Genomic DNA, 14,056 nt, shown 5'->3' with positions numbered 1-14,056 from the left:
TAATTATCAAATGAAATTATATTATTTCATCTGACAACCATAAAGGGATTATTACAGTTTGAAGATTTGAATGATAAAATCTCTTTTTATGATTGTATAGGTGCATTTATGCCAATGGGATTTGATCTAAACCATTCAATATACTTTAATAAAAATGATGTTGAGCGAATTATCTATAAAGGTTACGTAGATGAATTAGAACCTGATTTTCAAGCTGATTTAGATAGCTGGCTAAGCTCAAATAGTGAACGATTACAAAAACGTCAGGTTTAATACGATATTATAATTTTCACAATTAAGGTACTTTTACCAAAATACCTTAATACTATATTGCTTAAAGATTTAATGGGGAGTATCGCGATTTATTATTTTATTATTTGGTAATCCCGGGCTACTTGCTTGTTAAAGTACCAAAGGGGTTCCGAAAATGTGCTGAACGTTTTATCTAAACGCATAAAGACCAAGTCGAAATTATGACTTGGTCTTTATGCTTAAAACATTAAAATTATTACTTTATCAAAATAAAATAATATGTGAAATCGTTCCTGCTATTTTATTTGCACAATTAATTAATATAAGTGGTGCAGATAACTTCTATCATGTTGTTTTTTCTAAACGGATATGAAGTTACAATATCTAATTATTACAAACCTGCCATCTAATTCTAGATGGCAGGTTTGAGCGTGTTATTTTAGAGCATTAATTTTATCAGTTAAAGCGGTATTTTTAAGGAATTCGGCAAAGGTCAGGGCAGTGGCGAGTGGCGCTTTAAAAGCACCGTTGCTCTTTTTCAAGATGATAGCTTTCAAATAATAAAGTTGATCAATTTGTTTAATATTTTGGTTTTGCTGACTTAATTTTAAAGCATTTTCGATTAATGCTAGAGCCTCCTTGAGGTTGTCTTGATTCATCAAATACTCAGCTGTGTAGCGAGTAGCAAAGAGTACTCGTTGGATATCAATTGTATTTAACTGGGTGAGTTGATTGATATACGAAATATTGTTATTAAAATAAAAACTAGCTAATTGTTCGCCGGCATCTTGGTAGATTAAACCCATTCCAGTATTGAGGAGTAATTTGAGAGTGGATACTTCATCTGAAATCGATGCGGTAAAGGTATTATAAGCTGAGAAAATTTGTAATTCAGACTTATGATTAAGATAGCTTAGATAACCTTGGAAGAAAAAGAAGATTGCAGGGTATGAGCCATTTGCGGCAGTCAAATCAGTATTTCTAATAATTTCAGTGGCCGGGTTAATATCGCCAGCAAGTAAAGCGGATTCGGCAGCAATAACGCCTGCGTCGCTTGCTGCATTAATTGCGTTAAATTCTGTAAAAAGTTCATTTAACGTTAAATCTAACCGCAGGCATATTTTAATTAGGATGGGAATTGTCGGCGGGAGATTTTTTTTCTCAATTTTGCTGATTGTATTTTGGGTGCAAATCCCTGCAGCGAGTTCAGATTGAGTGAGTTGTTTTTTTAATCGTTTTTGATGAATTGTTTGGCCTAGAAACATAGTGTACCTCCAAATAGTAAATATATATATAAATTTACTATTAATTATAGACGTTCGCCGCAGATATGTATACGTTTATGCTAGACAAGTTAATTTTGGGCGATTTAATGCTACCATATAATTTATAAACTAGTAGAGGGTATTCACAATTAAGCAAAAGGCGTATGATAAAGAAGGCGTACATACCAGCTTTGACGCTGATTAAACTGTTTTACTTAGGAGTCTTATCAAGATGACAATGTCACTTTCAATGCATATTTTAGTTAATTTAGGGATGTTTAGTAATTTTTTTCTATTAACTTTTTATTTGCTTGATTATCTGAATCCCAGAACACTCGCCAAGGTGGTTGGTAAAACTGCGTTCGGTGTATTTTTAGTCGAGCTGGTGAGTTGGTTATTAGGGAGTTGGACGGAAGACATTTGTTTGATAGTGATAATTGGCGTTATGTTTGTAAGTACCTTTGGGCTAGAAGAACTGATCCAGCTTAAAACTAATTTTAGGTTAATTGGATCGACTGCGATCAGTTTCATAATTGTGACGTTTTCGACAATCATTTCCAAGCTAATTATGGCTGAATTGGGCAATCGTAATCTGGTATCTGTTCCGTTTATTTGGCCAACCGTAATCTTAATCATTATTTTACAACTGATATTGGCGACTATTTGCGGAATCTTTGTTAAAGTCATATTCAAATTAATGCTTGATTATGTTAATCGCTATGGTATTTGGATGGCGATTACCGTAATAACGGGGCTCATATTATTTGTGGGTGCCGTTATTGTACTTATGGATGATTTTAAATACAAAAAGATCTCAGCGGAATATTTATTGCTTGTTTTAAGCACTATTATTATCTTAACGGTGATTGTCATTATAGGGATGTTCCTATATGTACAAGTGGTGCTTCAACAAAACAAAATTAATTTAGAACGGAAAAATCGCCAACATTTGATGATATATGTTGAGCAGTTAGAACGTAATTTTCACGAGGTACGTAAGTTTCGCCATGATATTGCTAATGCGTTGTTGGCACTTGAAATAATTGTTAATGAGCAAGCCAATGCAAGTCTAAGTCAGAACTTTCGTGATTTATTGGCGCATTATAATTTTGATACAATTCAGAATAAGGTACTTGGCCGCTTTCAAGATATTAATAACGATTATCTTAAGGGAATTATCTTTAGTAAATATATTGAAGCACAGAACTACCAGGTTAATTTTAATTTAGAAGTCCAGCCCAATTTATTCCAAGTAAATAAACAATATTTTGACGAATTTCGTATTTTAGGCATATTGTTGGATAATGCGATTGATGCCGCTAAAGATAGTCAAAATAAAACGATGACGGTTAGTTTATTTGAACAAAATAATAAAATTGTTTATCGGATTAAAAATGCGATCAGTGAACCAATTGAATTTGGAAAATTGTACCGTTCTGGATATTCAACCAAGGGTAATCAGCATGGAATTGGCCTAACAACGGTTAAAGAAATTGTCGACGGACGGACTGATTTTCATTTGAATTTAGAACAGATCAATACTTTTTTTGTTGCGATGTTAGTCGTTAAAAGGGAGGCCAATCATGGTTAATATATTTTTATGCGATGATGAACAGGCATTGCTAGACCGGTACGAGCAGATTGTGACTGATTATATGAAGACCAAAAAAAGGGTCGGTCAGGTATTTTTTAAAGCGCGAAACGGTTATGATTTACTGATCTTATTACAAGAAAGTGGCAATCAGGGGGGGGTTTATTTTCTTGATATTGATCTAGCCAATGATGAGCTAAATGGCATCGATTTGGCTGTTAAAATTCGTGAATTGGATCCATATGCGCAAATTGCATTTATTTCGATACACGATGAATTATTAATGGAAATGATTGGTAGTCGGGTGAGTGTCTTAAATTTTATCTTTAAAGATAATGGTTTAACCCAAGTAACTGCGGATATTCAGGCTACACTTGATTCGGCAATCAAGTTTCGGGATCAGCAAGTACCTGAAGAAGTACCAACCTATTTTGAATATGATAATGGGTTGATGTTTGAAAAGGTGAACATCGATGAAATTAATTATTTTGAGACAGCCCATAAGACACGTTACTTAATTTTGCATCGTGATAGTAGTTTGATCGAATTTTCGGGCAGAATGTTAGATATTGAAGCACAACTCCCTAATTTCCTTAAAGTGCATAAAAGCATCCTAGTTAATCCAGATAAGGTTGTTCGAATTGATAAAGAGGCACATCAAGCAATTTTCGATAATGGCGATACTTGTGATGTTGCTTACCGTAAGATTGATGAACTCGTTAAGGTGGTTTATCACCCCCAGTGTTAAAAATTAAGCATCGCTAAAAATTCACTGATAAGCATGGTAAACTAAGATGACAGATGAAAATTGCTTTAGGAGGATATATGGTTGAAATTATATACAAAAACCGGTGATAAAGGGCTAACTCGGATAATTGGGGGGCAAAAAGTGCGCAAAAATACGGCGCGGGTTGTTGCTTATGGTGGCGTTGATGAATTGAATTCATATTTAGGGGTGATCATCAGCGATTTACCAGATTACCCGGCGTTACGAAGTGAGTTGATTGAAATTCAACAAATCCTATTTGATTGTGGAACTGATTTGGCTACACCAGATGATTCCCGGGGTTACCGGACTGATATAGCTTATGTGAAGTGGTTAGAGTCTAAAATTGATCAGTATGCTGATGTTCCACCAGTCCTCAAAGAATTTATCTTACCGGGTGGGGTTCCAGCAGCCGCAAAATTACAATATTGTCGGACAATTGCACGACGAGTGGAGCGCCAGGTGGTTGCATTACAAGCTGATGAACCGATTAACGAAGTTGTTTTGATTTTTTTAAATCGATTATCAGATTATCTATATGCGATTGCACGCTATGTTAATCATGCAGAAGGGGAACCAGAGATGGTTTACCGGCGAAACAAAACTATTTTTCATTAAAATTAAACTTATTTAGCGTGTTATGTGTAATTATTAATGCACGCATAAAAAAACAAGTGATTTTGAGATGTATCTCAAAATCACTTGTTTTTTATAATGTTGTCATCTGTTTTTTTAAATGTTGACAAACTTGGGTGATAACGACAATTGTTAGTAGCCGATCGAGATAATCAGTTCCGGCTTGTACGATGGTGATGCTGACCAGTTGATTAAGGCCCAAGCCACTGAGAATCTGGACAATAAGACTTGAACCAGACGATGTGACACCATGGAAAAGGTAATTGGTGATTAATGAGCTAACGATGGTACCCGGAAGAGCCACCCCAAGTGTGACTATTGGTAACATTCGTTTCGAATGTGGATGTTGATATAAGAGCCAGCCAGACAGACAGCCGGTTAGGAGTCCGACTGGGAGATAGTATAATGCAAATAGATCAGTGGTTATTCCACTAATAAGACCACTACCAGCAGCAGTTAGAACACCTCCAATTGGGCCGAATAAAGTGCCAGCTAAAATGGTTCCGATGCTGTCGAGATATAGCGGTAAGTGTAAAAATAAGGCAATATTGGCGCCCACATAATTGAGGGCAATTGCCAGGGCTATAATTGTTAAATGTTGTGTTTTAAATTTGCGCATAATTGTTCCTTATCTAAGTTTTGGTAAGTCCGTTTTAATGAGTGTTGCTTGTGCATTTAAAACGACGGTCAAAAACTGTTCAAAGAAACGAGTGGTATCTACCTCAGTTAAGATGAGGCTATTGGCAGGACGATGCCAGAAATCAAACCGGTCAACCAGTGTTTGGCCAATACTGATACCAGTTGTTTCGACTGTGGTGTAACTTTCAAAGCCACGACAAAGGGTCGGATCAATGAAATAGGCGACTGCTAGTGGATCATTGATTACACAGCCGATAATGTGTTCATATTGCCAATGAAAATCAAAATAAAACTGAGTGATGGCTTTTAGATAGTCACCGACTTCAGGATTAACGCGTTGACAGTAAGCTAGCATGGTTGGTGTGAAGACGATTTCACGTGTGACGTCTAAGCCGATCATTTCAATTGTTTGATCGAGTTGCTCATAGACGGCAAGGGCGGCATCTGGATCACTCCAGTAGTTGAATTCAGCGACTGGTGAGCAATTACCGTGGCTCTTGTAAGTGCCACCCATCGAGACAAAACGGGCACAATGGCGGCCTAAGTCCGGATTTTTCTGCAGTGCGCTAGCGATATTGGTTAGCGGGCCGAGTGCAATGATACTGATATCGCTCGGTTGACTAAAAGTGGCTGCTAAAAAATCAGCGGCAGATTGTTGTGCTGGTTGAGTCGTCGATTGGCGGGGAATATGACTGTCACCTAAACCATCCATGCCATGTGTATCTTGCGCACTAACAAAGGGTTTATAGAGCGGTTGATCCGCACCAACGTAAACGGGAATGTCGAGTCGCCCGAGACGTTCAAGACATTTAAAAGCATTGTCCACGCCGATTTGAACCGGAACGTTACCGCAAACAATGGTCAGTGCAACGACTTCTACAGCTGGTGATTGAATGGCCAAGTTCAATGCGAGCGTATCATCGATGCCTGGATCGCAATCGATAATGATTTTGCGAGTTTGCATTTATTTCTAACCTCCTTGAGATCCTTAGTTTTTTATTCTGGGAAGTTTCCGAACCAGTCCAAGTAATTTACTTGAGTTTAAATGCACCATTTCATAATACCAATTTGGTTAGCGAGTGTAAATAGCAGTTATTTTTAAAAATAAGATTGACAGCCACCAGGCAACTTGATATTATAATAAATGTTATCAAATTTGATATGGAGAATTACCCAAGTCTGGCTGAAGGGAACGGTCTTGAAAACCGTCAGGTGGGTTCTGCCCACGCGAGAGTTCGAATCTCTCATTCTCCTTAAATAAAAAAACGGTTCGCATTTGCGAACCGTTTTTTTATGCTTGCTTTAGTGAACACTCATTTTTTTAATTAATTTGTATAAGTTTGGAAGCGATTTGAATCAGGACTGTATTCTTTTTCATCAGCTAGTTGTTCGATTGAACCAAATGGCATTTGACCGCGAAGTTTCCAGCTAGCTGGAATTGCCCATTTAGCAGCAACTGCTGCATCGATTACGGGATTGTAATGTTGCAAGTTGGCACCAATATTTTTTTCTGTAAGTGCTAACCAGGTCGCGTATTGAGCCATTCCAGAAGCTTGTTCAGACCACGTTGGGAAATTTTCAGCATATAAAGGAATATTTTCTTGTAGGTTCTTAATCACCGTTTGATCTTCATAGAAGAGAATTGTGCCAAACCCAGCAGCAAATGAAGCTAATTTAGCTTGGGTATTGGGAAAACTTTCTGCCGGTGTGAGCGGCTTTAAGGCAGTTGCTGTGATATCGTTCCACAATGTTACATGAGCTTGATCGAAGAGAATGATGGCCCGTGAGCCTTGTGCGTTAAATGCTGTCGGCGTTTCTTTAATTGTTTTGAAAATTAGCTCACTGAGTTGGCTTTCGTGCATGGTGATATTTTTACCGAGCGCATAGATTGAGCGGCGTTGTTGTTGTAAATCAAATAATTCTGACATAGGCGTACTCCTTGTGTAATAAATTTATTACTGCATGTGAATAATGTATCATACTTATTAAATGTAAACAACTGAAAACCTAAACCTAAGAATTGGTGGTACTCAATGAATCAAACTAAGACCGCAAATCGTGGGATCACTGGTTAAGACAATTCTTGCTGAACGTTGCCATTTTGTAAATTGTTGATTTAAACTTATTAAGTACAGGCACTAGTTTAATGGTACCAGATGGAAAAGCGGGTTGATTCAAGGTGTGATTTTACGATTTTAAATCGGCGTTTGGGGATTGATAGTTTATGTCTGCGGGTTAATGCATTATAATAGATAGTTATGAGATATTTCTGTAGAAAGTGGGTAACGATTGATGAAAGAAATTCAAGCCGTAATGCAACAATTAGACGCCGTTCGAAATGCCTTAATTAAAGGTGATATCTATCAATCGATTCCGGAAAAAATATTGGTTATCATGGATAGTGTTCAATATAAGCCGCGGCGAACACATATTGTGGTTCCTGATGATCACGAGGCGGTTTTAAAGCGAATTGCAGCAATTGACGCGCGCATTAAGACCGCCGGGAAAAAAGCGACCATTAGTGATGCTGAACTTGATGACTTGTTAGTGCATATTGCCAGTCCAGATCCATTAGTACGAGACAAAGGTGTTTTTTATCTCTTTAATCGATTATTACGACAAACCGTTTTAACCCCAGCACAATTAATTTGGGTGAAAGATCGCTTATTGCAGGATGATTACTTATTTGCCCATATTTTAGAACCTGAAAATGATGCGGTCTTTTTACGCTCATTTAGTGTCATGTTTTTGGCGGGGATTTTATATGCAAACCGGACTTTTTATCATGTTTTCAGTGAAGCAGAGTTACTGGCGATTGAACGCCGGATAATGACGTATGCAATCGTCGAGCTAGATTTGCGCGGATATGTTGATGGGAAGGGGTGGGCGCATGCCATGACGCATATTATTAATGTGTGGTCAGAACTCAATGAAGCTGAGGAAATTCAACGAGCGGATAAGATTCTGATGTTAGCAGTCGTGTTGCAGGCCTATCGTTTTTCAGATAACGCGTTGGCTTATGGTGAAGATAGTCATCTGACGAATGTTCTAATAAGTTTGATGAATAAACATCAATTGTACGTCGACTATTGTTTAGTTATCTTACAAGAGTGGCAACGTGCTTTATTAACAATGTCGCCACAAGACACGATTGCATTTTGGAACCGCTGGTATAATCGCAATCGATTTTTACAATCGTTGTTGGTTCAGCCTGAGTTACCGGAGAAAATTGCAACTTATTTGCGTAAAATTTCAGATTTATTCTAATTAACTAGATAGGATTGAGAGCAAATGGTAATCAAAGGAGTCATTTTTGACGTCGACGGCGTATTGGTCGATAGTGAACCGTATTATTTCGAACAACGGTTAGCATTTTTGAATTCAATTGGAGCCAGACTGACGGCTGAAAAGAGTCGTCAGCAAATTGGATCGAATATGAATGCGGTATTAAAACAGCTCTTTCCGCAACATACGGACGCGGAAAGAAATGTCATTAAAAATGGATACACCGCTTATAAAGCAGCACATCCATTGAGTTTTAAGCGAATTTTAAATCCGGATGCACAACCATTATTGGCAAAACTCACCCCACAATATCAAATTGGGCTTGCTTCAGCAGGTGAGCGCAGCATTATTCAACAGATGCTGTTGGAAACTGATCTACAAGCGTACTTTACAACCATTATTAGCGGAGCCGAGATTGCGCATAATAAGCCTGCTCCAGACGTATATATCGAAGCGCTCCAAAAAATGCGACTAACATCAGCCGAAGCAGTGGCGATTGAAGATTCTGCACTGGGTATTCAGGCCGCAAAAGCCGCCGGATTAACGGTCATTGCTTTAAAACCGCTGGATAAACAGTTTACAATTGATCAATCAGCGGCGGATTATCAAATTGAATCATTAAAAGAAGTGCCTGCTATATTAACCACATTAGCATAAATAACAAGTGCGTTTGAAAAAAAGCGGTTAAGCAGACTTTAATGTATATAAAAAGGCCACGACAATTCTGTCGTGGCCTTTGGTTTATTCTAATGGCCAATATTACTACGTTGTTTAGTTGAGAGATGTTGATTGGCCAAATCGGTGCGAACCACCAAGACGTCACAGACGGCGGTCCGAGTTACATATTCAGTAACAGAACCAATCAAAAGTCGTTCAACGGCATTTAACCCAGTTGCGCCAATCATGATTAAGTCAATCTTTTTCTTTTCTGGGACTTCACGGGCAATCAAACTCTTTGGTGCACCATATTCAATGCTATAATCAATATCCTTTAAACCAAGTTTGTTGGCCGTCGCAATGTATTCATCCATTGTCTTCTTGGCCGTTTCTGTGACTTGTTCAACCATTGCGGAATCAAAGCTTGAAATATTTTGAAACGCGCGTGTATCGATAACATGAATTAAGTGAAGCTGACCATCATTTCGTAGTGCGACTTCAACTGCCTTACGAAAAGCGAGCTCTGCTTCATAGGAACCATCGATTGCAACCAAAATATGTTTGTATTGCTGTAACATCGTCATCACCTCATTTAGTTTTACATCCTTATTGTACGCTATTTCAAGCCTGAAAGTAAATTCTAAAGGCTATTCGCAAAACTCAAACCGACAAAGCCGGTAATTAAGCTAGCAACAACGAGTGTTAATAAGGTCCAGACTAGTGGTAAAAGCCAATAAATTAAGGCACCACCAACAGCTACAACTAGCAGTGTTGTCCCCGAAAAATACATAATGTGACCCAAACGTCGGTTAGTAGTTAAATCAAATAATAAGAATTTTTTGTTTTGGTAATAGCATAAAATGGCGCCTAAGACGGCGATGATAAATAGAAAAATAATGATCACAATTTGAATCAAAGGACAACCTCCTAAAATAATCAAAAAAAGGGCTAACGTTTACGTTAGCCCATTCAAAGTCGTTGGACTTTGGGGAAATCTAGTGGTGCCGTAGATGCTTCCCGATAGTTGAGCCCGCTAGATATGCAGGTGGGTCAGATTATTATTAGCCTTGGTTCCTTCGCGAAAAAGTCTACACTTGCTAATAACTCATCTATCCCATTAACGAATTGTTTGATCGGTCAACATAAGGTGGGAAGACGCGCACACCTTAGAAATCCTATTATTATAGTAGCATGCTTATCGGTTTAGCACAACTTTTTGTAATTAGTCATTTGTTAGCACGCGCTTGTCGTAGGCGGACCAGTTGTTGTTTAAGCACTTGTTCGTATTTACCAGTTGCTTTTGCCTCATAATAGTGACTACCAAGCAGTTTATCTGGGAGGTAGTCTTGGGCGACCCAATCGTTAGGGTAGTCATGAGGGTATTTGTAATTGACACCATGACCGAGTTTATCTGCCCCGACATAATGTGCGTCTCGTAAGTGGTCAGGGACTTCACCTGCTTTACCCGCCCGAATATCTGCTAATGCGTTATCAATCGCCGTAATGGCTGAATTCGATTTAGGTGATAAACATAAATCAATAACAGCAACCGCTAACGGAATCCGTGCTTCTGGGAAGCCTAGTTGCTTAGCAGCGGTGATGGCTTCGACCGTTCGCGCACAAGCTTGCGGATTAGCGAGGCCAATATCTTCATAGGCCATAGTCATCAGGCGCCGACTAATGGTCATCAAATCACCAGCTTCAATTAAACGGCCCATATAATGTAATGCAGCATCAACATCGCTACCACGAACTGATTTTTGAAAGGCGGAGATGACATCGTAATGGGCGTCGCCGTCTTTATCATGAGTTATGGCTTTTTTTTGGACGCATTCTTCAATGACATTGATATCAATTTCGATCATTCCAGTATCGGGATTGGGTGGTGTGGAACGAGCAGCCAGTTCCAAAGCGTTTAAGGCACTGCGCAAATCACCATTCGTAGCCTGGGTTAAATAACGTTCTGCGGTCTCAGCGAGATTAATCGGTAGCTCCCCAAGTCCTTTTTCTGAATCAGTTAAGGCCCGTTCAAGTGCAATGTGAATGTCAGTTTCAGTTAGTGGCTTAACTTCAAAAATCTGCGCACGACTACGAATAGCTGGGTTGATGCTGATATATGGATTTTCAGTTGTTGCACCAATTAAAATAATGCGACCACTTTCTAAATGTGGGAGTAAGAAATCTTGTTTGGTTTTATCGAGCCGATGAATTTCATCGAGCAATAAAATGACAGTACCACTCATTTTGGCTTCTTCAGCAACAATTTGTAAATCCTTTTTGCTATCAGTGGCAGCATTTAACATCCGAAAAGCATATTGGGTACTGCCAGCAATCGCGCTAGCAATACTGGTCTTACCGGTACCAGGGGGACCATAGAGAATCATTGATGAAAGTAATTTAGCGTCGACCATCCGGCGTATGATTTTCTGCGGGCCGACTAAGTGTGTCTGACCAACCACTTCGTCGATATTGGTCGGGCGCATGCGAAATGCGAGCGGTTGTTGCATAGCATTCATCCTTTAATTTTAAGTTATTTTTAGTATAACATGTTGGCTAAATTTACAGTAATTATCGTTTTAAATGGTTTTGGAGATGTGTATAATGGAGATATAAGACTGAATTAAGAAGAGGTTTCAAAGTGTCTAATCAATTATTTGAAAATATTAAAGCATTACACCTAGTACCCTTATTAAATCAGGGGGTTTTTGGGATTGAAAAAGAAGGTCAGCGCGTCACCGAATCTGGCACACTGAGTCAGCAACCGCATCCTCGTCAGTTAGGTTCGCGGACGTTCCATCCGTATATTACGACAGACTTTGCGGAGATGCAAACTGAACTGGTAACTGACACCTTTGACCAGACAAGCGATGTCCACCAACAACTATTAGCGCTTGAGCAAGTTTTACAAGCTAGTATGGAGACTTCTGAATATATTTGGCCACTTAGTATGCCGCCCATCTTACCGGCTGATGAACAAGCCATCCCGATTTCAGCATATTCGGTCGATGTAAAGGATTATCGTGACTACTTGACTCAACGCTATGGCCGCCGGCTTCAGATGGTTTCTGGTGTTCACTATAATTTTAGCTTGTCACCAACACTCTTGGTCCGTTTGTTTGATGAACACTATCATAATGATTTTGTGAATTTAAAGGATTTTAGTGATGCGCTTTACATGCACATCGCCCAGAATTATATTCGTTATCATTATGTATTAACGTATTTATTTGGGGCTAGTCCTATTGCTGAAACTGGTTTTTTGGCAGATATGCAGCAATTACCAGAGCATCCCGTCCGTAGTTTGCGTGCTAGCGAATGGTTTGGGTATCGTAATAAACAGCTATCAATTCAGTTTGATTCAGTGGCACACTACGTTGATTCAATGCATCAAGCGATTACTAAGGGGAGTTTAATTTCAGAGCGTGAATACTATGGTGCAGTTCGGTTGCGAAGTCATTCATTAGACGAGATGCTAAGTACTGGGGTTGATTATTTAGAGTTCCGCGGATTTGATATTAATCCATACACTGAAACCGGAATTGATCAGCAGCAACTCGATTTTCTACACTTATTCTTTACGTACTTATTATCATTGCCGCAACTAGCAGGTGATTTGCCAGCTCAAATTAACACGGGGAATCAATTGAATAATGCAATCGCACTAGAAGATCCGACACAACCGTCGCAATTCCAGGCGCAATTAAAAACATTCATGGCAGATCTAGCTCAATTTATGACAGATTACCAATTAGATGCGCGGTTTAAACAAGCATGGGCGGCAATGAATACACGCGTCCAAGATTATCAACAAACATTGAGTTATCAATTAGTATCAGAGATCAAGGATGGTTCTTTAACCACATTTGCAATGAAACAAGCACGACAATTTAAGCGGCAATTAACAGAAAAACCGTTTCAATTACAAGGCTATACGGATATGGAATTATCAACACAAATGGTAATGTTTGATGCCTTCCAAAAAGGTTTGCATGTAGCTGTCTTGGATCGGAGTGATCAATTTATTGAATTAACCCATCAACAACATCATGAATTGGTTAAAAACGGCAACATGACAAGCCTCGACCGTTTAATTAGCTGGCCGTTAGTGGATAATAAAGTCGTGACTAAGATCGTGTTGGCCAATCAAGGTATCCGTGTACCAGCTGGGGCTGAATATACGGACCTAGCAGTTGCCAAACGCGATTATCAAGCAGCTTTTGGGCAACGAGCCATAGTGATTAAGCCTAAGACTAGTAACATGGGTGCCGGAATTACAACGTTTTTAACACGGCCATCAGAAATAGACTTTGTTACGGCTTTTAAGTTAGCACAACAATATGATCAACAAGTACTGGTTGAGGAGTATATCGCCGGTTCGGAATACCGTTTCTTAGTGATGGATCATCAAGTTCAAGCAGTCTTGGAAAGGGTACCCGCTAATGTTGTCGGGGATGGACATGCAACAATTACCCAATTAGTTGCCAAGAAAAATCGCAATGAATTGCGTGGTGAAGATCATCGGACTCCGTTGCAAAATATCCGTTTAGGCGCCCGTGAACAATTAATTTTAAAACAGCAGGGTTATCAAATCGATGATGTGCCAATGCGTGGTTCACAGGTTTTCTTATTACAAAATTCAAATATTTCTAATGGCGGCGATTCTGTTGATGTGACGGATGAAATCGATCAGAGCTATTTTGCGATTGCCGAAAAAGTAGCGGCGATTCTTAATTTAAGTGTCGCTGGTATTGATATTATTATTCCTAACTTATATCAATCATATGATGTTAAACATCCTGAAATGGCAGTTGTCCTAGAAGCCAACTATAATCCTGCGATGTTGATGCATCTCTTTCCAATGATGGGAAAGCAGCGGCGGGTAACAATCAAAATGTTAGCAATGTTGTTTCCAGAATTAGAGATTGAAACCAATTCATAAACAAAAAATTCCAGACAAATTATTGT

Annotated in this window: 14 protein-coding genes, 1 tRNA gene and 1 riboswitch; of the genes, 8 read left to right on the top strand and 7 right to left on the bottom strand. The window is 38.9% G+C overall.

The window, feature by feature from the left end:
• The first annotated feature begins 66 nt into the window (after positions 1-66).
• Positions 67-273: a DUF4176 domain-containing protein gene (locus FC90_RS09105; RefSeq protein WP_162258682.1), complete on the top strand. Its 207-nt coding sequence runs from the start codon at positions 67-69 to the stop codon at positions 271-273.
• 413 nt (positions 274-686) lie between these two features.
• On the opposite strand, the gene FC90_RS05640 is transcribed toward FC90_RS09105, so the two are convergent.
• Positions 687-1,517: a helix-turn-helix domain-containing protein gene (locus FC90_RS05640; protein ID WP_057908294.1), complete on the bottom strand. Its 831-nt coding sequence runs from the start codon at positions 1,515-1,517 to the stop codon at positions 687-689.
• 232 nt (positions 1,518-1,749) lie between these two features.
• Here FC90_RS05640 and FC90_RS05635 point away from each other — a divergent pair, with 232 nt between their 5' ends.
• From FC90_RS05635 to FC90_RS05625, 3 genes are all read left to right on the top strand, one after another.
• Positions 1,750-3,108, top strand: coding sequence for a GHKL domain-containing protein (locus tag FC90_RS05635; RefSeq protein WP_057908293.1), 1,359 nt, complete (start codon positions 1,750-1,752; stop codon positions 3,106-3,108).
• On the top strand, positions 3,101-3,856 hold the full coding sequence (locus tag FC90_RS05630) for a LytR/AlgR family response regulator transcription factor (protein ID WP_057908292.1): 756 nt from the start codon (positions 3,101-3,103) through the stop codon (positions 3,854-3,856). The genes FC90_RS05635 and FC90_RS05630 overlap by 8 nt, the downstream gene beginning before the upstream one ends.
• A gap of 81 nt (positions 3,857-3,937) precedes the next feature.
• Positions 3,938-4,492: a cob(I)yrinic acid a,c-diamide adenosyltransferase gene (locus FC90_RS05625; protein WP_057908291.1), complete on the top strand. Its 555-nt coding sequence runs from the start codon at positions 3,938-3,940 to the stop codon at positions 4,490-4,492.
• A 91-nt stretch (positions 4,493-4,583) separates the two neighbouring features.
• Here FC90_RS05625 and FC90_RS05620 read toward each other — a convergent pair whose 3' ends face one another.
• Together FC90_RS05620 and FC90_RS05615 are read right to left on the bottom strand one after the other, a co-directional pair.
• On the bottom strand, positions 4,584-5,129 hold the full coding sequence (locus FC90_RS05620; protein WP_057908290.1) for an ECF transporter S component: 546 nt from the start codon (positions 5,127-5,129) through the stop codon (positions 4,584-4,586).
• Positions 5,130-5,138: 9 nt separating this feature from the next.
• On the bottom strand, positions 5,139-6,113 hold the full coding sequence (locus tag FC90_RS05615; RefSeq protein ID WP_057908289.1) for a nucleoside hydrolase: 975 nt from the start codon (positions 6,111-6,113) through the stop codon (positions 5,139-5,141).
• Positions 6,114-6,131: 18 nt separating this feature from the next.
• Positions 6,132-6,176, bottom strand: a riboswitch (PreQ1 riboswitch).
• A gap of 136 nt (positions 6,177-6,312) precedes the next feature.
• Here FC90_RS05615 and FC90_RS05610 point away from each other — a divergent pair.
• Positions 6,313-6,403: transfer RNA gene (locus FC90_RS05610), tRNA-Ser, on the top strand.
• Between the two features lie 71 nt (positions 6,404-6,474).
• Here FC90_RS05610 and FC90_RS05605 read toward each other — a convergent pair.
• Positions 6,475-7,077, bottom strand: a complete 603-nt coding sequence (locus tag FC90_RS05605) for a nitroreductase family protein (protein WP_057908288.1) — start codon at positions 7,075-7,077, stop codon at positions 6,475-6,477.
• Positions 7,078-7,441: 364 nt separating this feature from the next.
• On the opposite strand from FC90_RS05605, the gene FC90_RS05600 reads away from it, so the two are divergent.
• Both FC90_RS05600 and FC90_RS05595 read left to right on the top strand, forming a co-directional pair.
• Positions 7,442-8,416, top strand: a complete 975-nt coding sequence (locus tag FC90_RS05600; RefSeq protein ID WP_057908287.1) for a DUF2785 domain-containing protein — start codon at positions 7,442-7,444, stop codon at positions 8,414-8,416.
• Positions 8,417-8,440: 24 nt separating this feature from the next.
• Complete coding sequence (locus FC90_RS05595; RefSeq protein ID WP_057908286.1) at positions 8,441-9,091, top strand: HAD family hydrolase; 651 nt, start codon at positions 8,441-8,443, stop codon at positions 9,089-9,091.
• 89 nt (positions 9,092-9,180) lie between these two features.
• Here the strand turns inward: FC90_RS05595 and FC90_RS05590 are convergent, their stop codons facing one another.
• From FC90_RS05590 to FC90_RS05580, 3 genes are all read right to left on the bottom strand, one after another.
• Positions 9,181-9,669, bottom strand: coding sequence for a universal stress protein (locus FC90_RS05590; RefSeq protein WP_057908285.1), 489 nt, complete (start codon positions 9,667-9,669; stop codon positions 9,181-9,183).
• A 62-nt stretch (positions 9,670-9,731) separates the two neighbouring features.
• Positions 9,732-10,007: a hypothetical protein gene (locus FC90_RS05585; RefSeq protein ID WP_057908284.1), complete on the bottom strand. Its 276-nt coding sequence runs from the start codon at positions 10,005-10,007 to the stop codon at positions 9,732-9,734.
• 310 nt (positions 10,008-10,317) lie between these two features.
• On the bottom strand, positions 10,318-11,598 hold the full coding sequence (locus FC90_RS05580; RefSeq protein ID WP_057908283.1) for a replication-associated recombination protein A: 1,281 nt from the start codon (positions 11,596-11,598) through the stop codon (positions 10,318-10,320).
• 131 nt (positions 11,599-11,729) lie between these two features.
• On the opposite strand from FC90_RS05580, the gene gshAB reads away from it, so the two are divergent.
• Positions 11,730-14,030 (top strand): bifunctional glutamate--cysteine ligase GshA/glutathione synthetase GshB, encoded by a 2,301-nt coding sequence (gene gshAB / locus FC90_RS05575; protein ID WP_057908282.1) that lies wholly within the window; start codon positions 11,730-11,732, stop codon positions 14,028-14,030.
• The last annotated feature ends 26 nt before the right edge of the window (positions 14,031-14,056 follow it).

This window comes from Latilactobacillus graminis DSM 20719 (genome assembly GCF_001436415.1).
GTDB lineage: Bacteria > Bacillota > Bacilli > Lactobacillales > Lactobacillaceae > Latilactobacillus > Latilactobacillus graminis.
The sequence above is the reverse complement of the archived record's forward strand: the minus strand, read 5'-3'. Positions and strand labels throughout refer to the sequence as shown.